25 protein-coding genes are annotated in these 24,371 nt (G+C 40.3%); 12 read left to right on the top strand and 13 right to left on the bottom strand.

All coding sequences use genetic code 11. The features are described 5' to 3' along the window. Nucleotides 1-10 precede the first annotated feature (10 nt). From nuoH to secG, 13 genes are all read right to left on the bottom strand, one after another. On the bottom strand, nt 11-1,000 hold the full coding sequence (gene nuoH, locus EAL44_RS02650; RefSeq protein ID WP_001277309.1) for an NADH-quinone oxidoreductase subunit NuoH: 990 nt from the start codon (nt 998-1,000) through the stop codon (nt 11-13). After that, nucleotides 997-3,561: an NADH-quinone oxidoreductase subunit G gene (locus tag EAL44_RS02645; RefSeq protein ID WP_121074406.1), complete on the bottom strand. Its 2,565-nt coding sequence runs from the start codon at nt 3,559-3,561 to the stop codon at nt 997-999. Before EAL44_RS02645 ends, nuoH begins: the two co-directional genes overlap by 4 nt. After that, nucleotides 3,558-4,544 carry a hypothetical protein gene (locus EAL44_RS02640; RefSeq protein ID WP_121074403.1) on the bottom strand — a complete coding sequence of 329 codons (987 nt, stop codon included), beginning with the start codon at nt 4,542-4,544 and terminating at the stop codon, nt 3,558-3,560. Before EAL44_RS02640 ends, EAL44_RS02645 begins: the two co-directional genes overlap by 4 nt. A gap of 2 nt (nt 4,545-4,546) precedes the next feature. After that, nucleotides 4,547-4,777, bottom strand: a complete 231-nt coding sequence (locus tag EAL44_RS02635) for an NADH-ubiquinone oxidoreductase subunit E family protein (RefSeq protein ID WP_000819164.1) — start codon at nt 4,775-4,777, stop codon at nt 4,547-4,549. Next, nucleotides 4,774-6,003, bottom strand: a complete 1,230-nt coding sequence (gene nuoD / locus EAL44_RS02630; RefSeq protein WP_121074400.1) for an NADH dehydrogenase (quinone) subunit D — start codon at nt 6,001-6,003, stop codon at nt 4,774-4,776. The genes EAL44_RS02635 and nuoD overlap by 4 nt, the downstream gene beginning before the upstream one ends. Before the next feature lies 1 nt (nt 6,004). Then, nucleotides 6,005-6,802, bottom strand: a complete 798-nt coding sequence (locus EAL44_RS02625) for an NADH-quinone oxidoreductase subunit C (RefSeq protein WP_162970327.1) — start codon at nt 6,800-6,802, stop codon at nt 6,005-6,007. After that, nucleotides 6,802-7,281: a NuoB/complex I 20 kDa subunit family protein gene (locus EAL44_RS02620; RefSeq protein WP_001183507.1), complete on the bottom strand. Its 480-nt coding sequence runs from the start codon at nt 7,279-7,281 to the stop codon at nt 6,802-6,804. The genes EAL44_RS02625 and EAL44_RS02620 overlap by 1 nt, the downstream gene beginning before the upstream one ends. Further along, nucleotides 7,281-7,682: an NAD(P)H-quinone oxidoreductase subunit 3 gene (locus EAL44_RS02615; protein WP_039086872.1), complete on the bottom strand. Its 402-nt coding sequence runs from the start codon at nt 7,680-7,682 to the stop codon at nt 7,281-7,283. The genes EAL44_RS02620 and EAL44_RS02615 overlap by 1 nt, the downstream gene beginning before the upstream one ends. 107 nt (nt 7,683-7,789) lie before the next feature. After that, nucleotides 7,790-8,479 (bottom strand): SIR2 family NAD-dependent protein deacylase, encoded by a 690-nt coding sequence (locus EAL44_RS02610; RefSeq protein WP_121074394.1) that lies wholly within the window; start codon nt 8,477-8,479, stop codon nt 7,790-7,792. After that, nucleotides 8,476-8,940 carry an RDD family protein gene (locus tag EAL44_RS02605; RefSeq protein ID WP_121074391.1) on the bottom strand — a complete coding sequence of 155 codons (465 nt, stop codon included), beginning with the start codon at nt 8,938-8,940 and terminating at the stop codon, nt 8,476-8,478. Before EAL44_RS02605 ends, EAL44_RS02610 begins: the two co-directional genes overlap by 4 nt. After that, the gene (pyrE, locus tag EAL44_RS02600) at nt 8,930-9,535 is read right to left on the bottom strand and encodes an orotate phosphoribosyltransferase (RefSeq protein ID WP_121074388.1); all 606 of its coding nucleotides are present in this window, start codon (nt 9,533-9,535) and stop codon (nt 8,930-8,932) included. The genes EAL44_RS02605 and pyrE overlap by 11 nt, the downstream gene beginning before the upstream one ends. Nucleotides 9,536-9,538: 3 nt before the next feature. Further along, entirely contained in the window at nt 9,539-10,096 is a 558-nt protein-coding gene (gene frr / locus EAL44_RS02595; protein WP_121074385.1) for a ribosome recycling factor, read from the bottom strand. Further along, on the bottom strand, nt 10,096-10,755 hold the full coding sequence (gene secG / locus EAL44_RS02590) for a preprotein translocase subunit SecG (RefSeq protein WP_162970326.1): 660 nt from the start codon (nt 10,753-10,755) through the stop codon (nt 10,096-10,098). The genes frr and secG overlap by 1 nt, the downstream gene beginning before the upstream one ends. Before the next feature lie 122 nt (nt 10,756-10,877). On the opposite strand from secG, the gene EAL44_RS02585 reads away from it, so the two are divergent. From EAL44_RS02585 to sabA, 12 genes are all read left to right on the top strand, one after another. Continuing rightward, nucleotides 10,878-11,600 carry a malonyl-ACP O-methyltransferase gene (locus EAL44_RS02585; protein ID WP_121074379.1) on the top strand — a complete coding sequence of 241 codons (723 nt, stop codon included), beginning with the start codon at nt 10,878-10,880 and terminating at the stop codon, nt 11,598-11,600. 70 nt (nt 11,601-11,670) lie between these two features. Next, nucleotides 11,671-12,651, top strand: a complete 981-nt coding sequence (gene trpS, locus EAL44_RS02580; RefSeq protein ID WP_162970324.1) for a tryptophan--tRNA ligase — start codon at nt 11,671-11,673, stop codon at nt 12,649-12,651. Beyond that, complete coding sequence (locus tag EAL44_RS02575; RefSeq protein ID WP_121074373.1) at nt 12,652-14,439, top strand: extracellular solute-binding protein; 1,788 nt, start codon at nt 12,652-12,654, stop codon at nt 14,437-14,439. Continuing rightward, on the top strand, nt 14,436-15,482 hold the full coding sequence (locus tag EAL44_RS02570) for a microcin C ABC transporter permease YejB (protein ID WP_121074370.1): 1,047 nt from the start codon (nt 14,436-14,438) through the stop codon (nt 15,480-15,482). Before EAL44_RS02575 ends, EAL44_RS02570 begins: the two co-directional genes overlap by 4 nt. A gap of 8 nt (nt 15,483-15,490) precedes the next feature. Next, nucleotides 15,491-16,081 (top strand): SH3 domain-containing protein, encoded by a 591-nt coding sequence (locus tag EAL44_RS02565; RefSeq protein WP_121074367.1) that lies wholly within the window; start codon nt 15,491-15,493, stop codon nt 16,079-16,081. Between the two features lie 7 nt (nt 16,082-16,088). Continuing rightward, nucleotides 16,089-16,880 carry a shikimate dehydrogenase gene (locus EAL44_RS02560; protein ID WP_121074364.1) on the top strand — a complete coding sequence of 264 codons (792 nt, stop codon included), beginning with the start codon at nt 16,089-16,091 and terminating at the stop codon, nt 16,878-16,880. Then, on the top strand, nt 16,880-18,814 hold the full coding sequence (locus EAL44_RS02555; protein ID WP_121074361.1) for an RNB domain-containing ribonuclease: 1,935 nt from the start codon (nt 16,880-16,882) through the stop codon (nt 18,812-18,814). The genes EAL44_RS02560 and EAL44_RS02555 overlap by 1 nt, the downstream gene beginning before the upstream one ends. Next, on the top strand, nt 18,804-19,826 hold the full coding sequence (holA, locus tag EAL44_RS02550; protein ID WP_121074359.1) for a DNA polymerase III subunit delta: 1,023 nt from the start codon (nt 18,804-18,806) through the stop codon (nt 19,824-19,826). The genes EAL44_RS02555 and holA overlap by 11 nt, the downstream gene beginning before the upstream one ends. A gap of 153 nt (nt 19,827-19,979) precedes the next feature. Further along, on the top strand, nt 19,980-20,408 hold the full coding sequence (gene rpsF / locus EAL44_RS02545) for a 30S ribosomal protein S6 (RefSeq protein WP_022577085.1): 429 nt from the start codon (nt 19,980-19,982) through the stop codon (nt 20,406-20,408). A 9-nt stretch (nt 20,409-20,417) separates the two neighbouring features. After that, nucleotides 20,418-20,963, top strand: a complete 546-nt coding sequence (locus tag EAL44_RS02540) for a single-stranded DNA-binding protein (protein WP_121074356.1) — start codon at nt 20,418-20,420, stop codon at nt 20,961-20,963. 23 nt (nt 20,964-20,986) lie between these two features. Continuing rightward, on the top strand, nt 20,987-21,244 hold the full coding sequence (gene rpsR / locus EAL44_RS02535) for a 30S ribosomal protein S18 (RefSeq protein WP_000440196.1): 258 nt from the start codon (nt 20,987-20,989) through the stop codon (nt 21,242-21,244). Between the two features lie 843 nt (nt 21,245-22,087). Then, nucleotides 22,088-24,202, top strand: coding sequence for a Hop family adhesin SabA/HopD (sabA, locus tag EAL44_RS02530; protein WP_121074540.1), 2,115 nt, complete (start codon nt 22,088-22,090; stop codon nt 24,200-24,202). Nucleotides 24,203-24,371: the final 169 nt, after the last annotated feature.

Genomic DNA, 24,371 nt, shown 5'->3' with positions numbered 1-24,371 from the left:
AAAACCTCCTCTAAATTAAAATGATAATGCCTGTTAGCACGATATTCAATAACGCTAAAGGCAGCATGATTTTCCAGCACATATTCATCAATTGGTCTGGGCGCACATGCGGGTAAGTCGCTCTAACCCACATGGATAAAAAGACAAAAAAGCCCGCTTTAATCAAAATCGCTATGCCTCCAGGGATAAAGCCCCATGCGTTAAACCCGCCAAAAAACACAATGGAAATCACAAAAGAAAAAGCGAATAAATGCGCGTATTCCGCTAAAAAGAACATGCCCCATTTCAAGCCGCTGTATTCGGTGCAATACCCCGCCACGATCTCAGCTTCATGCTCTAACAAGTCAAAGGGCGTTCGATTCAATTCAGCATAGCTTGCGATCAAAAACAAAACAAACGCTAAAGGTTGCTTGAAGACAAGCCAGTCTAAAAACCCACCGCTTTGGTAATGATTGATTTCCACTAAAGAGAGCGATCCCACCACCATTAAGGGGGCTAGAATGGTTAAAGTGCTGACCACTTCAAAGCTGAGCAGTTGGATTGTCGCTCTTGCAGAGCCAATTAAAGAGTATTTGTTATTAGAAGCAAGCCCGGCTAAAATAGGTGCATAAATCCCTGCTGAACCCACGGCTAAGAAAAACAAAAAGCCAATGTTGATGTCAGAAATAAGGGGCTTGATCTCATAGCCAAACAGAGTGAAATTAGGGAAAAAGGGGATGGGCGCCATGGACACAAACGCGCTCACCATCGCAATAATGGGCGCTAGCGTGAAAATGAACTTATTCGCGCCTTGAGGGATAATGTCTTCTTTAGTGAAAAGCTTAATACCGTCTGCTGCGACTTGCAAAAGCCCAAAAGGCCCCACATAACAAGGCCCTAAACGGCGTTGGAAATAGGCTAACACTTTCCTTTCAATATAAGTGGCAAAGCCTCCTAAAGCCGAAAAAACAGCAACTAAAATTAAAATTTTAATCAAAGTTTCAATGATATAAGCGCTCATGCTTGCTCCTTTAAATCCACGCTATCAAACACGCCCTCTCTAAAAAAGTTGGAATGGTTTTTCAAAAGAGAAGGCGAAATGACAAACACCTCTTGATCCAAGCTCTCATCAAGATACAAAACGCCTGTTAATTCCTCTTCTTCTTTAGATAAAGTGATGTTTTGCCCCACTTCTTTATCCAATTTTTTTAAGAAAGCTTTAGACACATAAATACCGGTCTTTAATTGCAAATTCTCGCTTTTATGGGTAGCGTTATTGAATTGCGTTTCTGGGTATTTTAAATACGCGTTGAAAGCGGTTTTTTCTTTTAAAGGCTTGATAGGCTCGCATTCTGTGGTTTCGCATTCTTTAGCACTGTTTTCAAAATGGCTTGTTCCTAATAAATAGCCTCTGTGATTGACCCTATCATTAGTGAAATAGTTGGTTAAATGATCAAATTCTATGGCTTTAAAGCCCGCTTCTGTAGGGAGTTTGTGGGTGCATTCTGTGAGATTTTCTTCCACAAAGCCAAAGCCTTGCATAATATCGCTCAAGTCATAGCCCTCAAACCTTAAAGCCGGTTTTAAGGGCAACACACGCCCTTCAACATTGGTGATCGTGCCTTCTAGCTGGTTGAGACTGGGCAAAATAAAATCCACTTTACTCACAGCGTCTTTCCCAAAAACCCTATCGTCACTATTGATAGTGAAATCCCCTTGAGCGCGAATGCCTACAATTTTTTCATGTTCAAAAATTTCTTCGCTCAATTCACAAATAGAAGCGATGCCTAAAGCGTTCGCGCTTGGAGGGATAAGAATGAGTTTAACAGCGCTTTTTTGGGCTAGCAAACGCAACATTTTAGCGATGTTATGGGCTTGTTTGTGGCTATAAATTTCTTCGCCAACCACCAGCAAGGTGTTATTTGATTTTTGCAAAAGAGCGAGAATTTTTTCATAAGTTTCTAAATTGATGCCCGCTTCTTCAAGCAACAAATAAGTGGTTTTGGTAGGGACTTCAATTTTTTCTTCTTTAACCTCTGTCTTGTTTTCTTCTTGATTTTCTTTTGGAGTAGTTGCTTCTTCTGGATTTTCTTCTTTTGGGGCAGCTGCTTCTGTTTTATCCTCTTCTTGATTTTCTGCCTTATTTTCTCCAATACTGCACCCTTGCTCGGCTTGTTCTAAAGCTTTTTTTCGCTCTTCTTCTAAGGCTTTAAGAGCCGCTTCATCTACAATATTTTGCTTGGAATCTTCTAAGCTTTTTAGAGCCGCGCTTTCAATGTTAAGCATTTTTAAAAGCATGCCTAAAAGGATTTCTTCAGCCCCCACTTCATGGGTGATGCAAAAAGAGCTTCGGCACAAATTCGCTAACGCATTATCCTTAATAGGGTGCATAGCGATCAAAGAAGCTTTATTGAGTTTGAGAGCGTTATTAATAGCATAGCGCACCAAAGGGTTTTCTGTTTTGATAGAAGATCCTATCGTAACGACCAAATTGGAAGTTTTAATCTCTTCAATGCTGGGGCGTTTAATTTCGCCCAATACCTTTAAAAATTGCTGGAAATGATACGCTTCTTGATTGTAGATTTTAAAATCAAGCTCTTTCCTCAAACGCTCTATTAAAAACGCCTCTTCATTCGTAACATCTCCTCCTATTCGCACTGCATCGCATTCTTTGAGGGCGTTTTGCGCTTCTTTAAGATTAGCGCTGCCTTTAGGGCTAGAGCTCACGTCAAAAGCAAACCGGCCTGCCCCACAAATAGGGTTATGGTAAAAATCATTAAGCACCCTAAAAATCTTAGATTCTTCGCCTAGAGTATCAAAATGTCGCACATCATAAGAAATCAAACACCCGGCTGAGCAATGCGAACAAGTGGAATGGATCTTTTTTAGTTCCCATGCGTTAGCCGTGTAAGCGAAATCTTTATAGCTCAAAGCGCCCACAGGACACACCGCAATGCATTCCCCGCAATCATAACAAGGCACGCTACCCACAAAAGAAATAATGCCTTTTTGCTTACGACTCCACACGCTAAAAGCGTCTTTGGACATGCTGTCTTTAAATTTATCCGGAGCATGCAAGTTAGCTTTAGTGGCTTTAAGGTTGTTTTCGCCCACATTGTCCTTACAAGTGGTTACGCACCTTTCGCACATGATGCACAAATTAGGATCATACAAGGCTTTTGCCCATGAATCTAGCGCTTTAAAATCATCAGCCACTGCATAAGGTTGGTGCTCCACGCCGGTTAAATGCGTCATGTCCTGCAATTCGCACTCTCCGCTCTTATCGCACACGCCACATTCTAGGGGGTGGTTGACATCATAAGTTTGCATGATGCTTTTTCTTTCATCCATGAGCGTGGGGGTGTTAGTGAGGATTACGGCATTGTTTTTGGCTTTCGTGTTGCAGCTATAAATGCGTTTGCCATCCATTTCAACCATGCACATTTTGCATGCGACTGTGGGCGAGCAACCGCTTAAATAGCAAATAGTAGGGATGTAGATCCCAGCGCTCCTAGCGGCCTCTAAAACGCTTTGTCCCTCTTGGCATTCAATTATTTTGCCATTGATATTCATTGTGATCATGAAATTCCTTGAGAGTGGGATAAAATAGGGATATAAGGGTAAGCATCAAAAAACGCCCCTTCTAAAATCGCAATCAAGCCCTTTAAATGGGGGCTTTCTTCTAACTCGCATTCTAGCGTTTGATTTAAGATTTGAAACACCGCCTTAGAATGCTGGATTTTGTTAGCGATCTTAAATTGCTTGGAAAAAGACAATTTGGGGGTTTTAAGGCTCTTATAAGAAACATAGACAAACGAGCCGTTAGCCTCACCCATTCGCTCTAAAAGTTCTAAATCTTTTGATTGGAGTTGTGATTCAAAAGGCAAAATGCCTTCTTTAAAGGCTGTTTCTAGCAACCATTCTTGATCTTTAGAATCATAAAAAGCGGTCGTTGCGCCTGAATCATAGCAAGGGATATGCAAAATTTCCAGGTAGTTTTGCAACCCGCTTAAAAGGGTGTATAAAAAAGCGCTATGAGCATGCTTAGTGATTTCTCTATTTAAAACAAGCACCTTTTTTTTTGCTTTAACAATAAGCGCGATAAGTTCTTGTAGTTCTTCTTCACTCATGTTCGCTTCAGAGCTTAAATACCCCACATCAACATTTTCTAAAACATGCCCTTTTAATTGGGAAGTTTGTTCCAAAATGCCCCTTAAAATCAAAGCCAAAATCGCCGCTTCCGTGTGGATTTCATACGACGCAAAAAGGCAATTTTCTTGCAAGTCTCTTGTATCTTGTAAGGGTCTTAACAAGGCGTAGGGGCGTTTTGATTGGTTAATGCTTTCTAAAATCAATCGTTCGTTTTCATTCAAACAAGCGTTTGAAAACCCCCCAAACAAAACGCACAAATCGCTTTTTTCTAAAAGGTTTAAATCATTTTCAGTCATCTTGTAATGGATCTCAAACCCTTTTTTAAGAGATAATTTTTCTAAACAATAGGCTTCTTTCAAGCTAATTGAAGAGCTTGCGCTTAAGGGAGAATTTAGGGGGTTAAAGCCGCTCAAAATCAAGCCTTTTTTCTCACGACAATCGTCCAATCCGCTTGATTGAAACGCAAAGAATTGAGGAGCTCATGCCCTTTAGATTGGATAAATTCAGCGCTCTTAGGGATATTAGAAAAATCCCCCACTTCAAACATGAAAATAGCGACTTCATTAGGTTGCATTTCTTTTTCAATCAATTCTTCTAATCGTTCAAAAATATCTGCTTTTAAGGGGCGTAAATCAAAGCGTTTCATCTATCCACCTCGCCAAACACCGCATTGGTTGAGCCAATCACGGTTACTGCATCCGCTAAATATTGCCCCACTAAAATATCGCTTAAAGCCCCAATGTGATAAAAGCTAGGAGCTCTGATTTTTAATCTATGAGGATATGGCTCGCCCTCTGAATGGATAAAAAACCCTAATTCCCCTTTAGGGCTTTCTGTGGGGGCATACACTTCCCCAATAGGCGGGCGCATGCCTTGAGCCACTAAAACAAAATGCTGCATCAAGGCGTAGTTTTGCGTCATTATATCTTCTTTAGGGGCAGAAATATAATGCGGGTTTTGAGCCATGATGAGCGTATCGGTTTTAGCATACATGGGAATGAGTTGCTCAATGATGCGAATGCTTTCATCAATTTCTAGCATATACAAACAATACCGATCGTAACTATCGCCATAATTGCCCACCGGCACATCAAAATCAAGCTCTTTATAAAGCTCGTAAGGCTCTTCTTTTCTGATGTCATAGGCGATCCCTGTTCCTCTTAACATGATACCACTCAAGCCCCAGCTTTGTGCCATTTTGGGCGTTACAACGCCCACATTTTCCAAGCGCATCCGCCAAATGCGATTCTTATCCAATAAGCCTTGAATGAGTTTTTTACACTCTCTCATTTCGCCTAAAAACTTTTTCAAGCCTTCTAGCCAATTGGAGGGTAAATCCAAAGGCACGCCCCCAATCCTTATAGCGTTATGCGTGAGCCTAGCCCCGCAATAATCCTCCATCAAATCCAACCCGTATTCCCTCGTTTTAAACGCATACAAAAACACGCTCATCGCCCCCACATCTAAAGCATGCACGCTGATAAAAAAGATGTGTGAAATCATGCGGTTAAGCTCTAGTAAAATCGTGCGGATCACTTGCGCTCGGCGCGGAATTTCTAAATTGAGCAAGGTCTCTACCGCATGAGCGTAAGCGTAATTATTGCTGGTAGAAGAAGTGTAATCCAATCTGTCAGTAGTGGGCATGTATTCGTTATAGGTCATGTTTTCGCCCAACTTCTCACAACCCCTGTGCAAGTAGCCAATTTCAGGGGTAGCCTTAATGATTTTTTCGCCCTCTAATTCCAAAATCAAACGCAATTGCCCATGACTACTAGGGTGTTGAGGGCCAAAGTTTAAAATCATTTGGTTGTCGTCATGTTCAAAAATGATGTTTTCAAACTGGGGGTTGAGTTTCGTGAAATTTTGAGCCATTTTATAGCCTCTTTTTTAAAATAGTGGGGGCCATTTTGTGCAAATCTTTGACAAAAGGGATTTTCTTAAACGCATGCTTTTCTTCTGTTTCTTTCAATGCTTCACCCTTGCCCTGCTCATAGCCAATTTTTGCAAAATTGAAAGTGTCTTTTTCATCCACTCTCGCGCTGTCTCGTTGCTCTTTGCCCACCACTTCTCGGTATTCTTTACCAAAAATTTTATCCACTTCATACCATTGAGCGAATTCATCGCCTTTGAGCGGGTAAGAGCGCAATAAGGGGTGGCCTACCCAGTCATGCGGCATGATAAGGCGTTTCAAATAGGGGTGTTTGTCAAACACAATACCCAGCATGTCATACGCTTCTCTTTCGCTCCAATTAGCCGATCGGTATAAAAAACTCAAAGAATCCACGCTCTCATTAGGCCACAAAACGCATTTTACGCGCACCCTACGGCGGTTCTTGCAACTATCGCTAAAACCCACGAATTGATAAAACAATTCAAAATGCCCTTTTCTAGCGCACAAATCTATCGCGCTCATTTCGCTCAAACACTCATAACCCAAATGCCTTAAAATCGTAGCAACAGAAAAAATATCGTCTTTTTTGATCCAAAACACAGCCGTGTTCGTTTCTATGTATTTGTCTAAAATTTCATGCTTGTAAGAAAGGTGGTTGTAAATGACCTCATAAGCGCTGCCCTCTAAATATTTTTTAGGGGTGGGTTCTATGATTTTATAGGGGTCATGCTGGCGCGATTGTTTTTGCACATCTTCATAGGGGGATTGTTTTCTTACCATCACACTAACCTTTTAGGAGCGTCTTGTTTGATCGCTTTAGAGCGTCTGATTTTATCTTGCAAAACCATAAGAGCGTATTGTAAAGTTTCTGGGCGCGGCGCGCAACCGGGCAAATAAATATCCACAGGAATGATCCTATCCGCTCCTTGAACGGTCGCATAAGTGTTAAACATCCCACCCGTATTAGCGCAACTCCCCATAGAAATCACCCATTTAGGCTCAGGCATCTGATCATAAAGCCTGCGCATAAATTCGGCATGTTTTTTAGTGAGCGTGCCAGCAATAATCATCACATCAGATTGCCTAGGGCTCGCTCTAAAAATCGTGCCAAATCTGTCAAAATCAAACCTCGAACCCCCTGTCGCCATCATCTCAATCGCGCAACACGCCAAGCCATAAGTTAAGGGCCAGAGCGAATTAGAACGCCCCCAATTCAATAATTTATCCAAAGTGCTTAGAACAACCGGTGCTTGTTGCATTATTTCACCTCTAAATTTTGCCAGCTCAAAGCGTTTCGCTTTAAAGCGTAAATAAAACCAATCGTTAAAAAGAAGACAAAGCCTAGCATTTCAACGAGTCCGAACAAGCCTAATTTTTTAAAATCAATCGCCCAAGGGAACATGAAAACGATTTCTACATCAAATAAAATAAAAAGCATGGCCATGATATAGAAATGGTGCGACACTCTATTAGGCTGCTTGAGAGCCACAGGCCCACATTCATAGGGAGCGAGCTTGAGCTTTTCGCCCTTTTTTTGAGCCATCTTTCGGCTTAAAAACCTTTGGATTCTTAAGGTTAAATTAAACACCCAAAAAGTGAATACCAACAAAACAAAAACGCCAAAATAGGGGTGATTCAATGCTTCTGTGGCTTGTTGCATCAGGTTCTCAAACTCCTTTAATCATTACTTTCAGCAAACGATGAAGCCAATTAAACCATGTTTTTGCTAATCGTTAGCTGAAAAAATAAAAATTATTTCAACATCTCTTAAGAGGCCATTTCTATGAGTTTGGGCATTAAATCTTGCATGGCATGCACCGCGCTTTCATTAATGCATTGGATATTCTGGGGCAAACGGGCGTTTTTAGCCTTAGGGTCAATGTAATAAATGAGAGCGTCTTTGCTCGCATGCGTGTAGAGGCTAGCGGCCGGATAGACTTGCAAAGAAGTGCCAATGATGATTAAAAGGTGCGCTTCTTTGACTAAAGAAATCGCTTCCTTAAGCAAAGGCACCGCTTCGCCAAACCACACAATATCAGGGCGTAATTGCGATTTGTCCTTGGCCAAGTCGCCTAAATTCAAGTCCTTTTCCCACCTATAAACTAAATTAGGATCTTTTTCGCTGCGAACGCTCAATAACTCTCCATGCAAGTGCAAAATGCGAGAAGAACCAGCCCTTTCATGCAAATCATCTACATTTTGGGTGATGATATTAACTTGATAATGTTTTTCCAATTCCGCTAAAGCCTTGTGGGCTTTGTTAGGATAAACTTCAAAAAGCTGTCGGCGCCTTTGGTTGTAAAAATCCAACACATTTTGCGGGTTCTTTTTCCAGCCATAAGGCGAGGCGACTTCCATGATGTCATGCCCTTCCCACAAACCGCCAGCGTCTCTAAAGGTTTTAATCCCGCTCTCTGCTGAAATGCCAGCCCCGCTTAGAATCACTAAATTTTTCATGATTCCTCCTTGATGATTTCAATATGAGTGCCGCTGAGTTTGTCATGCAAAAAAAACTTAAAAATAAAAGGCGCAACAAACCCTATGAGTAACCCCATGCTCAACACCCACAAAACAAAGCGCCACAACGCTAAAAAAAAGCCCACTTTTTCGCCATTATTTTTGACCAATTTAAACTGAGCGTAACGCATTCCAGGGCTTTGGGATTTAAAAGCGATAAAAAAGCTGTGCGTTAGGGCGTAAAAAAGCAGGCATAAAAAAATCGCGCTCTGGTTTTCCCTAAAATCCTTCGCGCTCCCTAAAATCGCATAAGTCATTATGTAAAGCATGGGGGTATAAATCATAAAAATATCGGTGATGAAAGCCTTTAAGCGCAAAGAAAGATACAGCCCTTTTAAAGGGCTTTCTAAAGCACGTTTTTTTTCTGGGGTTTTATTTTTTTTGGTTTTTCTAGTTGCCACGACTTCCCGGTTTGATAGCGATGCTAGTAGCGCATAAAGGGCAAGAGCTAGGCTTATGCATGTCAAAAACAAAATCTTCTAAAGCAAATAAGGGCAAATGGCTAGGCAAACACGCACCCTCTTGAGCTTTTAAATGAGAATGAGCGCGTTTGCAAATGCCCCGATTGGCTAGAGCGCCAAAAGCCACGATTTGAGCGCCCTTTTCTTCTAAGACTTTAGCGCATTCCATAGCGGATTTTCCCGTAGTGACAATGTCTTCACACACTAAAATCCTTTCATTTTTTTTCACTTCAAAACCACGCCTTAATGTCATGATATTATCCACCCTTTCAGTGAAGATAAAACGCACGCCCAAAGCCCTTGCAAGCTCATACCCAGCCAAGATCCCCCCAATCGCAGGCGAGCAAACGCATTCAATATTCAAATGAGCTTCTTGGATTTGTTTGGCTAATTCTTTAGCTAATCGTTCGGCTAGTTTGGGATATTCTAAGACTTTAGCGGATTGCAAATAATAATTGGAATGAAACCCGCTGCTGAGCAAGAAATGCCCCTCTAACAAAGCTTGAGCGTTTTGATAACATGCCTTAATATCCATGGTTTAGACCTTTAAGATCGCGTCTTCTTTGTTTTTCACGCTTTCATCAATTTTTTTAATGGCGTCATCGGTGATTTTTTGGATCTGCTCTTGGGCTTTCTTGCTTTCATCTTCGCTGATTTCTTTGTCTTTTTCTAATTTTTTCACCTGGTTGTTAGCGTCTTGGCGGATATTCCTCACAGCCACTTTAGCCTTTTCGCCCATCGCTTTGGCGTCTTTTGCGATGAGTTTCCTTTGCTCACTTGTCATGGGTGGGAAAAAAAGCTTGATCGTTTCGCCGTCGTTATTAGGATTGACGCCGATATTGGCTTCTTGAATGGATCGTTCAATTTCTTTGAGCAGGTTTTTTTCCCATGGGCTGATTTGAATGGTGGTCGCATCCAAACTCATCACGGATCCGACTTGGTTTAAAGCGGTGGGCGTGCCGTAATAATCCACTTTGATGTGATCTAAAATATTGACTGAAACTTTCGCGCTCCTTAGAGTGGAAAAATCCCTGTTTAAAGCTTGAACGCTTTTTTGCATCAAATCTTTGGTTTCGTTATAAATGGCTTGTAACATTATTTTTCATCCTTTTTTTGGTTTGTGTGGGCGTTGGTTTGCGCGTGCGGTTTAGGCTTTTGGTGGGTGGTTGGGGGTGTTTTGGCGTTCTCTTTGGTTTTTTCAACACCCTTTATGCCATTTTCTTTGGCATCATTCTTTTCATTCTTTTCATTCTTTTCATTCTTTTCATTCTTTTCATTCTTTTCATTCTTTTCATTCTTTTCATTCTTTTCATTCTGTTTGGGGCTTTCAACAAAAGGCGTTTTGGCTGGCTCTTTAGGGAGTTCGTTAGGCGTTTGTTGTGGCATTAAAGGGTTAGTGGGGGCTTGCTCTAAAGGGTTGAGCGTTGGGTTGAGTGTGGGATTAAGCGTAGGGTTGAGCGTGCCGGTGGCAGGGACTAAGGGCGAAAGCTCTTTATTGGTTTTAGTTTCATCTAAAACGCTCTTGCCGTATTCTTTGTTGTAAAAATAGCCCAAAGCGATGGTGTTGATGACAAACAATAAGCCTAAAAACATGGTCAATTTCGCCATAAAGCTTGCGGGCCCTTTAGCGCCAAATAAAGAATCGTTGCTCCCGCTATAAGCCCCTAAGCCGATGCTAGAACTTTTTTGCAACAAAACCACCACCACAATCAATACCGCTAAAACAATTTGTAAGCCTAACAGAGCGCTTGTCATAAACACTGATTCCTTAAATCCCTAAAATTTAGAAAAAATTAGGCTTAATCTTATCTAAAATTTGCTAAGAATACACTAAAATTTAGTTTTAATTTTAAGCATGGCGCGTTAAGGCGGTGGTGTTGGACTCTTTTCATTCATTTAATCAGCATGCATTCAATCGGCATGCCAAAACTTACCATCTCTTCGCCCATATCCAGCAGCAAATCGCTATTCATCTTGTCCAATTTTTAAAACAAAAACATTACGCTAAAGTTTTGGATCTCGGATCAGGGAGTGGGGCTGTTTTTAACGCCTTAGAGCAACAAAATATTGTGATTGAAAATTTTATCGCTTTGGATAATTCCATGAACATGCTCAAATTGCACCCCACGCATTCTATCAACATTCAAAAAATCTCTTTAGAGCATGCAAATTTTGAAGAACATGTTTTTCACGCTTACGATCTAGTTGTGTCTTCTTCATCTTTACAATGGGCTAGGGATTTAAAAAGCGTTTTAGAAAAAATCGCTCTTTCTAGTAAGGAGGCCGCTTTAGCTATCCATACGGATTTTAGTTTGCATGAAGTGCATGAGTTTTTAGGCACGCCTTCGCCTTTAAGGGATCTCAAAACGCTCAAATCCTTGATTAAAAACGCCTTTAAACATTTTCAAATAGAATTAGAAAACAAGCGCTTTTCCCTTTATTTCAACCGCAAACAAGACTGCTTGAATTACCTTAAAAAATGCGGTCTTTTGGGGGGTTCAACGCTGAGTTTCAAGCAAAAAAAACATTTTTTCCAAAACATGGCGTTTGAAAAATTGAGCTATGAAGTGTTACTCTTTTCTGGGATCAGGCGCTCTTAAAAACCAAGATAAATTAAAATATTAAAATTAGGTGGTTACAATAACACTAACTAAACCAACGAGAAACAACATGCAAAAAAAACGAGTCTTTTCAGGCATCCAACCTACCGGGCAAATCCACTTGGGCAACTATCTAGGAGCGATCAAGCATTGGGTAGAATTGCAAGATGAGTATGAAAACCTTTTTTGTATCGTCAATTCGCATGCGATCACCCTCCCCATAGAGCCTACATTTTTAAAATCCCAAACCTATGAGCTGGTTAAATTGCTTTTAGCTTGCGGGATTGATCCTAATCAATCGGGGTTATTCATTCAAAGTGAAGTGGATGAGCACCCGGCTTTGGCATGGCTACTAGATTGCCAGGTTTCTATGGGGGAAATGCAACGAATGACGCAATTCAAAGACAAGTCTTTAAAAAACCCTAAAAGCGTGAACGTGGGGCTTTTCAATTACCCTATTTTAATGGCGTCAGATATTTTATTATACCAAAGCGATTTAGTGCCAGTGGGCGAAGATCAAAAACAGCATTTAGAGCTCACGCGAAACGTTGCAGAAAAATTTAACAGGGATTTTGGAGACTGCTTTAAAGTGCCAGAGCCTTTGATCGCTAAAGTGGGGGCAAGGGTTATGGGGCTAGACGATCCAAAAGTGAAGATGAGTAAATCGCATAAAGGGGCTAACCATGCGATTTTCCTTTTAGATGAGCCGGATGTTATTGTGAAAAAAATCAAAAAAGCGGCCACGGATTCTATGGGCGTTATTGCCTTTGATGAAAAAAGAGAGGGCATTTTTAACCTTTTGAATATCTACATGCTTTTAAGCGATGAAAGCCCAGAAAAGATAGAAGAGCGTTTCAAAAATAAGGGCTATGGGGATTTTAAAAAGGAATTAGCTGAAGTAGTGATCCAATCTTTAAAGCCTATCCAAGAAAGATACAGAGAAATCAGCGATGATGAGATGAAAGCCGTTTTAAATTGCGGCACTGAAAAAGCCAGGCCTTTAGCGAGAGCGACTTACCAAAAGGCTAAAGAATTGATGGGGTTAATTTGAGTGGTCTTTAAAATTTTAGGTTTATGGTTAGGGGTGTTTTGTTTTCTTAGGGCCACGCCTTATTTATACTTGGGCGAAGAGCCTAAATATAAAGACAATTTCACGCATTTTGAATACGCTAACCCTAACGCTAAAAAAGGCGGTGTTTTGAGGAATGACGCTATAGGGACTTTTGATAGCCTGAACCCTTTTGCGCTCAAAGGCACTAAAGCTGAAGGATTGGATCTCATTTATGACACTTTAATGGTGCAAAGCTTGGACGAACCTTTTGCGGAATATCCCTTAATCGCTAAAGACGCTGAAGTGGCTAAGGATAACAGCTATGTGGTTTTTACCTTAGATAAAAGAGCGAGATTTAGCAACAACGCCCCCATTTTAGCGAGCGATGTGAAGTTTAGCTTTGATACGATCATGAAATTGGGATCGCCTATTTATCGGCAGTATTACCAAGATGTTAAAAAGGCGGTTATCTTAGACAAACACCATGTTAAATTCATTTTCAAAACCACTGAAAATAAAGAGTTGCCTCTCATTTTAGGGCAGTTGCAGATCTTTTCCAAAAAAGCGTTTCAAAAGGATTATTTTGAAAAAAACCCCTTACTCATTCCTGTTTCTAGCGGTCCTTATGTGATCGCTTCTTTTGATGTGGGTAAGAAAATCACCTACCAAAGAAACCCTAATTATTGGGCGAGGAATTTGCCCAGCAGAAAGGGGCAATTCAATTTTGATGAAGTTAAGTTTGAATATTACAAAGACGAAACCATCGCCTTACAGGCTTTTTTGAGTGGGGCGTATGATTGGCGCATTGAAAGCACGGCTAAAATTTGGGCTAGGGGCTATGTGGGGAAAGCTATGGATAATAAAAAAATCACTAAATACCTCATAGCCCATAAAATGCCAAGCGGCATGCAAGGGTTTTTCTTCAACACACGAAGAGAAATTTTTAAGGATAAAAGGGTGCGTGAAGCCTTATTTTATGCGTTTGATTTTGAATGGGCGAATAAAAATTTGTTTTTTTCGCAATACAAGCGCACCACTAGTTTTTTCAGCAACTCTGTCTATGCGTCCCCTCCACTCCCAAGCCCTGAAGAAAAAGTTCTGTTAGCCCCTTATGAAAAGAGTCTGGATGAAAGGGTTTTTAAAGAGCCTTATGTCGTGCCTAGAACCGATGGGGCTGATGTTTTGGGCGATAATTTGAGGGAAAATTTAAAATACGCTCAAAAGCTTTTAGAGAGTGCGGGCTTTTCTTACAAAAACATGCGTTTGGTAGATAAGAATAACAAGCCTTTCAGTTTCACTTTGCTTTTAAACAGCCCGGCGTTTGAAAGGCTGGCTTTAGCTTTTGCTAAAAACTTAAGGGTGTTAGGGATTGACATGAAAATCCAAAGAGTGGATTTAAGCCAGTATGTCAATCGGGTCAAAAGCTATGATTTTGACATGATTGTAGGAGTGATTGGCCAATCGTCTTTCCCGGGTAATGAGCAGCGCTTTTATTTTGGCTCTTTGAGCGCTAAAGAAAAAGGCGCAAGGAATTATGCGGGAATCTCTAGTAAAGCGGTAGATGATTTGATTGAAAAAATCATTAACGCTAAAGATTATAAGGAGCAATTGGCCGCCATTCAAGCGATGGATAGGGTGTTGTTGTGGGGGTTTTATGTGATACCGCATTTTTATTTGCCTAATTACAGGGTCGCAGCGTATAATTATATTGGCATGCCTGAAATCAGCCCTAGCTATGGATTTTCGCCGTATTTATGGTGGATAAAAAAAGAAAGGGGTCCTAAATGATTGCTTACATCCTCAAACGCTTGCTTTTGATTATCCCTACTTTATTGGCCATCATGACGATTAATTTTTTTCTGATCCAATCCGCCCCAGGAGGGCCTATTGAGCAGATGATGGCTAAAATCAATAACACGCAGTCCAAAGAGATTCAAGGTCTTGTTAAAGAGCGTTCGTATAGGGCGTCTCAAGGGTTAGAGAGCGATTTGTTAGAAAATTTAAAAAAACTCTATGGTTTTGACAAGCCCATAGGGGAGCGCTACCTTCTCATGCTCAAAAAATATGTGCAATTTGATTTTGGGGAGAGTTTTTACCGCCAGATTAAAGTGATAGATTTGATTAAGGAAAAATTGCCGGTATCCATTTCGTTAGGGCTTTTTAGCACGCTTTTGATTTATCTTATCTCTATCCCTTTAGGGATTTTCAAGGCCAAACGCAATAACGAGCCTTTAGATGTGTTAAGCAGCGTGGTGATCATTGTCGCTAACGCTATCCCGGCCTTTTTGTTTGCGGTGGTGTTGATCGTGTTTTTTGCTGGAGGGAATTATTGGCATTGGTTCCCTTTAAAAGGGCTAGTGAGCGATAATTTTGAAAGTTTGAGCGCGTTAGGTAAAATCAAGGATTATTTATGGCATATCACTTTGCCCGTTCTTTGCATTTCTTTAGGGGGTTTTGCAAGCCTCACGCTTTTAGTGAAAAACTCTTTTTTAGATGAAATGGGCAAGCTCTATGTACTGAGCGCTAAGGCTAAGGGCTGTTCAGTGGGGCGTATTTTTTATGCGCATGTGTTCCGCAATGCGATTTTATTAGTGGTAGCGGGTTTTCCGCAGGCTTTTTTGGGCATGTTTTTTAGCTCAAGCTTATTGATAGAGATTGTTTTTAGCCTAGACGGGTTAGGGCTTTTAGGGTATGAAAGCATTGTGAGTAGGGATTATCCCGTTGTGTTTGGTTCGCTTTATATTTTCACGCTTTTAGGTTTGGTAGCGAGTTTGATAAGCGATTTGCTCTGCGTGATGATTGACCCTAGGATTGATTTTGAAAAGCGTTGAGGGTAGGAATGAAAACTGAGATGAAATCTTCTTTAAAACTTTTTATGCAGCCTTTGTTGGTGGTTTTGGCGTTCATGTTGTTGTATGCTTTAGCGCATGCTACGCTTGGTTTTTATGTGAAAAAAGACAGCGCTCCAATAGGCCCAAATGCAGAAAAAACCGAGACAGAGCGCCAAAACCGCGCGCTTTCGCCCAAACAAGAAGAAGCCAACACGACCACAACCGCCACAGAAGAAAGCCCCACCAAAGACACAGCGCCACCTTTAGAAACAGCCGCACAAAAGCAAGAAACCAAGCAAGAAACTAAACAAGAGCAAGAGATCCAAAACGAGTCTAAACAAAACAGCGCCTCGCCCGTTCAAAAGAATCAAAAAACCCCCACAATCTCTACAATGGGAAAAAAACCTTTAGAGTATAAGGTCGCAGTCAGTGGCGTGAATGTGCGCGCTTTTCCCAGCACAAAAGGTAAAATCATTGGCTCACTCACCAAAGATACAAGCGTGAAGGTTTTAGAAATCCAAAACGATTGGGCTGAAATTGAATTTTCTAATAAAACAAAGGGCTATGTGTTTTTAAAACTTTTAAAAAAGGCTGAATGAAAGAATAATGAAATTAAAATCTTTTGGGGTTTTTGGAAATCCCATTAAACATTCCAAATCGCCCTTAATCCATAACGCTTGTTTTTTGACTTTTCAAAAAAAATTAGGGTTTTTGGGGCATTACCACCCCATATTACTCCCTTTAGAAAGCCACATCAAAAGCGAGTTCTTGCATTTAGGATTGAGTGGGGCTAATGTAACCTTACCCTTTAAAGAAAGGGCGTTTCAAATTTGCGACAAAATCAAGGGCATTGCGCTTGAATGCGGAGCAGTCAATACGCTTGTTTTAGAAAATGATGAGCTTGTGGGTTACAATACCGACGCTTTAGGGTTTTATCTTTCTTTAAAACACCAAAACTACCAAAACGCTTTGATTTTAGGCACTGGGGGGAGCGCTAAAGCCCTAGCGTGCGAATTGAAAAAACAAGGCTTGAAGGTGAGCGTGTTAAACCGCTCTTCTAGGGGATTGGATTTTTTCCAACGCTTGGGCTGTGATTGTTTTATGGATCCTCCTAAAAGCGCTTTTGATTTGATCATTAACGCTACTTCAGCGAGTTTGCATAACGAATTGCCTTTGAATAAAGAGGTTTTGAAAGGGTATTTTAAAGGGGGCCAGCTCGCTTATGATTTGGCGTATGGGTTTTTAACGCCCTTTTTGTCTCTGGCTAAAGAGTTAGAAACCCCTTTTCAAGACGGGAAAGACATGCTCATCTATCAAGCTGCTTTAAGTTTTGAAAAATTCAGCGCTTCTCAAATCCCTTATTCAAAAGCGTTTGAAGTCATGCGAAGTGTTTTTTGATGCAAGGGTTTTTAAGAAGCCTGTTTTTTGGGGTTAAAAAGATCCCTAAGCGATTCGCCCCCCTAATAGAAAAGGGCGTTTTAAAAGAAGCGCTTCGATCAAACAAGGATCGCTATCTTTTAAAAGAAGGCTTTGATATAGGCAAGATTGAAAGGGTAAAAAATAAGGCGTTTTTCGTTTCTTTGGCGAAACATTACCCTAAAGACCCTTTAATCAAAAATTTACCCCCATCTTTTAAAACAGACGCTTTGATTTTATGCCAAATAGAATGTTCTAAAAAACGCCCCATAGCCTTTTTTAAAGCCGCTCTTTTTGATGCGCAAGACACGATGATAGCTTACTTGGCGAAAGAAAAAAACCAGATTGTGGCTATCCCTTTTAAAGAGCCTTTTAAAAAACCTGTTTCTTTAAAGCACAGCCAAAGATCGTTATTGGAATTGCCCAGGCATTGCGTGGTAAAGATCGATCTTAAAAAGCGTGAAATCAGCGAAATTTTAGGGGCTTTAGAAGACCCTTTAATAGATGAAAACCTTTCTTTAAGCCTTTTTGACAGGGTGAAAGATTTTTCAAAAGATTGCCTGAATTTAGCGCAATATTACGCGCAACTCAAAGCGAGCGATTTTAAAGACAGGATCAATTACTCTCATATCCCTTTTATCACCATTGACCCCAAAGACGCTAAAGATTTTGACGATGCGATTTTTTATGATCAAGAAAAAAGGGTTTTGTTTGTGGCGGTCGCTGACGTGAGCGAATTTGTGCCGAAACATTCCAGTTTGGATAAAGAAGCTAGGCTTAGGGGCTTTAGCGTGTATTTCCCTAATAGCGTCTATCCCATGCTGCCTTTGAGTTTGTCTCAAGGGGCATGCTCATTAAAAGCGTTTGAAAAACGCCTGGCTTTAGTGTATGAAATCCCTTTAGATGATTTGAAAAACGCCCGATTATCTCAAGGCGTTATTGAAGTTAGGGCTAATTGCACTTATGAAGAAATCAATCATTTTTTAAGCGCTAATCAAAGCTCTTTAGATAAAGATTTGCAACAAAGCCTTTTGGGGTTTTTAGAGATGGCTTTAAAGTTAAAAAAGGAGCGTTTAAAAAAGGGGTTTAATTTCAATTCCTTTGAAAACAAGCTGTATTTAAATAAAGAAGGGCGTATAGAAAAAATTGAAACAGAAAAAGAAAGCGGTGCACACACCCTTATAGAAGAAGCCATGCTCTTAGCCAACCAATCTAGCGCAAGGTTATTAGATGAGTATTTTCACAATAAAGGGATATACCGCACCCATAAAGAGCCGAGTTTGGAGCAGCAAAAACGCCTCTACGCTAAGCTTTTTGATTATGAGATTGCACGCCCTAAAAACATGGGCTTTTTTCCTTTTTTAGAGCATGCCTTAAAGATAGCCAAAGAAAAGAGTATAGAAAGAGAAGTTTCACGCCTAATCATCAAGTCTCAAAATTTAGCCCTTTATAGCCCCCTGCAAGAAAGCCATTTTGGTTTGGGGTTTGCTAGCTATACGCATTTCACTTCGCCCATTAGACGATACAGCGATCTAGCCTTACACAGGCTTTTAAAAGAATTATTGTTCCATCAAGCTAAAGGCTGCTCGTATTTATTAGAAGAAACGCCTGAATTATGCTCTGAATTGAACGCTTTACAAAAAAAGACCGCTTTGATTGAAAGGGATTTCATCAAGCGCAAATTCGCCCGCTTGGCTTTAGAGTGTTTAGAAAAAGAGTTTTTGGGCGTGGTTTTAGAGGTTAAAGATTGGGTGGTGGTGGGGTTAAAAGAATTTATAGGGCTTAAAGTTTTGATCAAAACGAACGAGGTTTTTAAGCCGTTAGAAAAGGTGCGCGTTAAAATCACGCATGCGGATTTGATTTTAGGGCAAGTTAGAGGCGAAATCACAGAAAGGATTAAAGAGCATGTATCGTAAAGATTTGGACCATTATTTAAAACAACGCCTCCCTAAAGCGGTGTTTTTGTATGGGGAGTTTGATTTTTTCATCCATTATTATATTCAAACGATTAGCGCGCTTTTTAAACGCAATAACCCTGACACAGAAACTTCGCTTTTTTATGCGAGCGATTATGAAAAAAATCAGATTGCGACCCTTTTAGAGCAGGATTCTTTATTTGGAGGGAGCAGTCTAGTCATTTTAAAACTGGATTTTGCGCTGCATAAGAAATTTAAGGAAAATGATATCAATCTTTTTTTAAAAGCCCTAGAGCGGCCTAGCCATAACAGGCTTGTCATAGGGCTTTATAATTCTAAAAGCGACACCACCAAATACAAATACACTAGCGATACTATCATTAAATTTTTCCAAAAAAGCCCCTTGAAAGATGAAGCGATCTGCGCACGCTTTTTTACCCCTAAAGCTTGGGAGAGTTTGAAATTCTTACAAGAAAGGGCTAATGTTTTACATTTAGACATCAGCAGCCATCTTTTAAACGCTCTTTTTGAAACCAATAACGAAGATTTAGGCGTTTCGTTTAACGATTTAGACAAGCTAGCGGTTTTAAATACGCCCATCACTTTAGAAGACATTCAAGAGTTAAGCTCTAATGCGGGGGATATGGATTTGCAAAAGCTCATTTTAGGGCTTTTTTTGAAAAAAAGCGTGCTTGATATTTATGATTATTTGTTAAAAGAGGGCAAAAAGGATGCGGATATTTTAAGGGGGTTGGAGCGGTATTTCTACCAGCTTTTTTTATTTTTCGCCCACATTAAAACGACCGGTTTAGTGGACGCTAAAGAAGTTTTAGGCTACTCTCCCCCTAAAGAAATTGCTGAAAATTACGCCAAAAACGCCCTGCGTTTGAAAGAAGCCGGCTATAAGAGGGTTTTTGAAATTTTTAGGTTATGGCACCTTCAAAGCATGCAAGGGCAAAAGGAATTGGGCTTTTTGTATTTGACCTCCATTCAAAAAATCATTAACCCTTGAAAAATGCTGAAAGATGTTTTAGTTTTGGGTTTTAATGATTTCAAAAAAACTAAATTTAATCCAAAAACAAGCGAAAGCAAGGTATAATCAAAAGTTTTTTAGACCTTGCTCTTTTTTAGTAAAAAAAGGGCTATACAACCACAAGGAGAATGGATGAGGCATTATGAAACGATGTTTATTCTCAAACCTACTTTAGTAGAAGAAGAGATTAAATCCAAAATTGAATTTTACAGAGAAGTGATCACTAAGCATCATGGCGTGATTGAAACGAGCCTGGATATGGGCATGCGTAATTTAGCCTATGAAATCAAAAAACACAAAAGAGGCTATTATTATGTGGCGTATTTCAAAGCAGATCCGTCAATGATTTTAGAGCTTGAACGATTGTATCGCATCAATGAAGACGTGTTGCGTTTCATTGTGATCAAATACGAAAGCAAGAAGGAAGTAGAAGCGTGGCATGCGTTAGTGGATAGGGCCAATAAAAAGCCATCGCACGCTAAAGAAAAACACGAAAAAACCGAACACGCGCATTCTCACCACGCAGAGGAAGCAAAAAGCACAGGATCTCATAGCGAATAAGGGCTTATCATGTTTAATAAAGTGATTATGGTAGGGCGTTTGACTAGGAATGTGGAGTTGAAATATTTGCCTAGCGGTTCGGCTGCGGCTACAATAGGTTTAGCCACAAGCAGGCGTTTCAAAAAGCAAGACGGCACGCTAGGCGAAGAAGTGTGCTTCATAGACGCTCGTTTGTTCGGGCGAACGGCTGAAATCGCTAACCAGTATTTGAGCAAGGGTTCAAGCGTTTTGATAGAAGGGCGTTTGACTTATGAGAGTTGGATGGATCAAACGGGCAAAAAAAATTCTCGCCACATTATCACAGTGGACTCGTTGCAATTTATGGATAAAAAATCAGACAATCCTCAAGCAAACGCTATGCAAGATAGCATGACGCATGAGCATTCCAACAACGCTTATCCCACTAATTATAACGCTCCTAGCCAGGATCCTTTTAACCAAGCCCAAAGCTACCCGCAAAACGCTTACGCTAAAGAGAATTTACAAGCACAGCCGTCCAAGTATCAAAACAGCGTGCCTGAAATCAACATTGATGAAGAAGAAATCCCCTTTTAAGGGTGAAAATTTAAGGAGACATTATGGAAAGAAAACGCTATTCAAAGCGCTATTGCAAATACACCGAAGCTAAAATCAGCTTTATTGACTATAAAGATTTAGACATGCTCAAGCACACGCTATCAGAGCGCTATAAAATCATGCCAAGGAGGTTGACAGGCAATAGCAAAAAGTGGCAAGAGAGGGTGGAAGTGGCGATCAAAAGAGCCCGCCACATGGCTTTAATCCCCTACATTGTGGACAGGAAAAAGGTCGTGGATAGCCCTTTTAAACAGCATTAAGTTTTTGATTAGGGCTAATGGGGGGCATGCCCTTTTAATCTTGTTTAATCTTGTTTAATCTTGTTTAATCTTGTTTAATCTTGTTTAATCTTATTTAATCTTGTTTAATCTTATTTAATCTTATTTAATCTTGTTTAATCTTATTTAATCTTGTTTAATCTTATTTAATCTTATTTAATCTTGTTTAATCTTGTTTAATCTTATTTAATCTTGTTTAATCTTATTTAATCTTGTTTAATCTTATTTAATCTTGTTTAATCTTATTTAATCTTGTTTAATCTTGTTTAATCTTGTTTAATCTTGTTTAATCTTGTTTAATCTTGTTTAATCTTGTTTAATCTTGTTTAATCTTGTTTAATCTTGTTTAATCTTGTTTAATCTTGGCCTGGCTTTTATGGAGCGCTAGCGGTAAAAACGATTAAAATCCCCCTTAAAACCACTCAAGCAGAAATCCCAAATATCTCTAGTGTTTGGGTGCTTCATGACAAAATGAAAAAGCTTGATTTTAGCGGTGGTTTCTTAAGCGTTATTAGGGGGAATGTTATTTTAAAATACCCCTTGAAGAGTTTTACAGCCAAATCTAAAACGATCCCAGCAAGCAATCAAACCCCCATTTTATCGCTATCTTTGATTAAAACAAATTTTAAAACCTTTCTAATCATTTAAAATAGCTCCAAAACACCCCAAAAAACCCTTTTTTTTTTTTTTGAAACAACAAAACGCCCCATTAGCGCAAAAATCCCACCAATTTATGCTATAATTAACGAAATCTTGTTAAAGAGTTTTATTAAGACGCTTTTTACAAGACTTACCCAACCATTTCAATTTTATTTCAAGGAGAAAATTTATGAAAAAAACCCTTTTACTCTCTCTCTCTCTCTCTCTCTCGCTTCATCGCTTTTAAACGCTGAAGACAACGGCTTTTTTATCAGCGCGGGCTATCAAATCGGTGAAGCCGCTCAAATGGTGAAAAACACCGGCGAATTGAAAAAACTCTCAGACACTTATGAGAATTTGAGCAACCTTTTAAACAATTTCAACAACCTTAATCGTGCGGTAACGAACGCGAGCAGCCCTTCAGAAATCAACGCTGCGATCGATAATTTAAAAGCAAACACGCAAGGGTTGACCGGCGAAAAAACCAATTCCCCCGCCTATCAAGCCGTCTCTTTAGCGCTCAATGCGGCGGTGGGGTTGTGGAACGTGATAGGCTATGCGATAATGTGCGGGAACGGCAATGGCACAGGGAGTGGGCCTGGCAGCGTGATCTTTAATAATCAACCAGGATCTTATTCAACGAGCATCACTTGCAACCGGTATGAGGCTACTGGACCTGGTAAATCCATGTCTATCCCAGAATTTGAAAAACTCAATAAAGCCTATCAAGCTATCCAACAGGCTTTAAAGAGTGGGAATGGGTTTCCTGTCTTAGACGGGAAAGGCACAGAAGTGAAAGTAGAATACACCTACGAATGCAAACAAACTGCTGATATTAATGGCGGTGTGAATCAATTCTGTCAAAAAAATGGCAGCAGTAATGGTGTCACTAGCACTAGTAATAACAACAAAGAAACGCAAACATTCCAATTCACCAATACCGCTCAAAACCTTTTGGAACAAGCCAGCACGATCATGAATGTCCTTAACACCCAATGCCCTTTGGTGCGATCCACGCATAGTGAAAACACTCCGGGTAATGGCAGCCCATGGAATATCAGTGCAAACGGGAATGCGTGCCAAATCTTTAGCGCTGAGTTTAGCGCCGTTACTAACATGATCAAAAACGCCCAAGAAATCGTAACGCAAGCTCAAAGCCTTAATACTAACCAGCAAAGCAATCAAAACGCGCCGCAAGATTTCAACCCTTACACCTCTGCTGACAGGGCTTTCGCTCAAAACATGCTCAACCATGCGCAAGCGCAAGCCAAGATGCTTGAACTAGCCGATCAAATCAAAACCAATCTCAACGCTATCCCTACACATTTCGTTACAGACTACTTGGCAGCTTGCCACAATGGGGGTGGGACATTGCCTAATGAAGGGGTTACTAACAACACTTGGGGGGCCGGTTGCGCGTATGTGGAAGAGACCATAACGGCTTTAAATAACAGCCTTGCGCATTTTGGCTCTCGAGCCGAGCAAATCAAGCAATCTGAGTTGTTGGCGCGCACGATACTTGATTTTAGAGGCAGTCTTAGCACTTTAAACAGCACTTATAACAGCATCACCACGACCGCTTCAAACACGCCCAATTCCCCATTCCTTAAGAATTTGATAAGCCAATCCACTAACCCTAATAACCCCGGGGGCTTACAGGCCGTTTATCAAGTCAACCAGAACGCTTATTCGCAATTATTAAGCGCCACGCAAGAATTAGGGCATAACCCTTTCAGACGCGTTGGCTTGATCAGCTCTCAAACCAACAACGGCGCGATGAATGGGATCGGCGTGCAAGTGGGCTATAAGCAATTTTTTGGTGAAAAAAGAAGATGGGGATTAAGGTATTACGGCTTTTTTGACTATAACCATGCTTATATCAAATCCAGCTTTTTCAATTCAGCCTCTGATGTGTTCACTTATGGGGTAGGGACAGATGTCCTCTATAACTTCATCAATGACAAAGCCACTAAAAACAGCAAGATTTCTTTTGGGGTGTTTGGGGGTATCGCCTTAGCCGGCACTTCGTGGCTCAATTCCCAGTATGTGAATTTAGCGACTTTCAATAATTTTTACAGTGCTAAAATGAATGTGGCGAATTTCCAATTCTTATTCAATTTAGGCTTGAGGATGAATCTCGCTAAAAACAAAAAGAAAGCGAGCGATCATGTTGCACAGCATGGCGTGGAATTAGGCGTGAAGATCCCTACGATCAACACGAATTACTATTCTTTGCTAGGCACTCAACTCCAATACCGCAGACTCTATAGCGTGTATTTGAATTACGTGTTTGCGTATTAAAAGCTCGCATTAAATTCTCTTTTTTTTGTGGAACTCTCTTTTTAAGGGGTTTCTTATTTTGAACTCTCTTTTTTTTGGGGGGTTTTTGTTTTGAAGCCTTTGTTTGGGGGTTTCTTTTTTAAAGTCTTTCTTTTTTAAAGTCTTTCTTTTTTAAAGTCTTTCTTTTTTA

Source organism: Helicobacter pylori (genome assembly GCF_003637685.1).
GTDB lineage: Bacteria > Campylobacterota > Campylobacteria > Campylobacterales > Helicobacteraceae > Helicobacter > Helicobacter pylori_CJ.
This window is presented reverse-complemented; position numbering and strand designations above follow the sequence as displayed.

What these genes read in the sequence shown, in the direction of transcription:
- nuoH (WP_001277309.1), bottom strand. Translation starts at nt 1,000, where the DNA reads ATGAGCGCTTATATCATTGAAACTTTGATTAAAATTTTAATTTTAGTT.
- EAL44_RS02645 (WP_121074406.1), bottom strand. Translation starts at nt 3,561, where the DNA reads ATGATCACAATGAATATCAATGGCAAAATAATTGAATGCCAAGAGGGA.
- EAL44_RS02635 (WP_000819164.1), bottom strand. Translation starts at nt 4,777, where the DNA reads ATGAAACGCTTTGATTTACGCCCCTTAAAAGCAGATATTTTTGAACGA.
- nuoD (WP_121074400.1), bottom strand. Translation starts at nt 6,003, where the DNA reads ATGGCTCAAAATTTCACGAAACTCAACCCCCAGTTTGAAAACATCATT.
- EAL44_RS02625 (WP_162970327.1), bottom strand. Translation starts at nt 6,802, where the DNA reads ATGGTAAGAAAACAATCCCCCTATGAAGATGTGCAAAAACAATCGCGC.
- EAL44_RS02620 (WP_001183507.1), bottom strand. Translation starts at nt 7,281, where the DNA reads ATGCAACAAGCACCGGTTGTTCTAAGCACTTTGGATAAATTATTGAAT.
- EAL44_RS02615 (WP_039086872.1), bottom strand. Translation starts at nt 7,682, where the DNA reads ATGCAACAAGCCACAGAAGCATTGAATCACCCCTATTTTGGCGTTTTT.
- EAL44_RS02610 (WP_121074394.1), bottom strand. Translation starts at nt 8,479, where the DNA reads ATGAAAAATTTAGTGATTCTAAGCGGGGCTGGCATTTCAGCAGAGAGC.
- pyrE (WP_121074388.1), bottom strand. Translation starts at nt 9,535, where the DNA reads ATGGATATTAAGGCATGTTATCAAAACGCTCAAGCTTTGTTAGAGGGG.
- frr (WP_121074385.1), bottom strand. Translation starts at nt 10,096, where the DNA reads ATGTTACAAGCCATTTATAACGAAACCAAAGATTTGATGCAAAAAAGC.
- secG (WP_162970326.1), bottom strand. Translation starts at nt 10,755, where the DNA reads ATGACAAGCGCTCTGTTAGGCTTACAAATTGTTTTAGCGGTATTGATT.
- trpS (WP_162970324.1), top strand. Translation starts at nt 11,671, where the DNA reads ATGCAAAAAAAACGAGTCTTTTCAGGCATCCAACCTACCGGGCAAATC.
- EAL44_RS02570 (WP_121074370.1), top strand. Translation starts at nt 14,436, where the DNA reads ATGATTGCTTACATCCTCAAACGCTTGCTTTTGATTATCCCTACTTTA.
- EAL44_RS02565 (WP_121074367.1), top strand. Translation starts at nt 15,491, where the DNA reads ATGAAAACTGAGATGAAATCTTCTTTAAAACTTTTTATGCAGCCTTTG.
- EAL44_RS02560 (WP_121074364.1), top strand. Translation starts at nt 16,089, where the DNA reads ATGAAATTAAAATCTTTTGGGGTTTTTGGAAATCCCATTAAACATTCC.
- EAL44_RS02555 (WP_121074361.1), top strand. Translation starts at nt 16,880, where the DNA reads ATGCAAGGGTTTTTAAGAAGCCTGTTTTTTGGGGTTAAAAAGATCCCT.
- holA (WP_121074359.1), top strand. Translation starts at nt 18,804, where the DNA reads ATGTATCGTAAAGATTTGGACCATTATTTAAAACAACGCCTCCCTAAA.
- rpsF (WP_022577085.1), top strand. Translation starts at nt 19,980, where the DNA reads ATGAGGCATTATGAAACGATGTTTATTCTCAAACCTACTTTAGTAGAA.
- EAL44_RS02540 (WP_121074356.1), top strand. Translation starts at nt 20,418, where the DNA reads ATGTTTAATAAAGTGATTATGGTAGGGCGTTTGACTAGGAATGTGGAG.
- rpsR (WP_000440196.1), top strand. Translation starts at nt 20,987, where the DNA reads ATGGAAAGAAAACGCTATTCAAAGCGCTATTGCAAATACACCGAAGCT.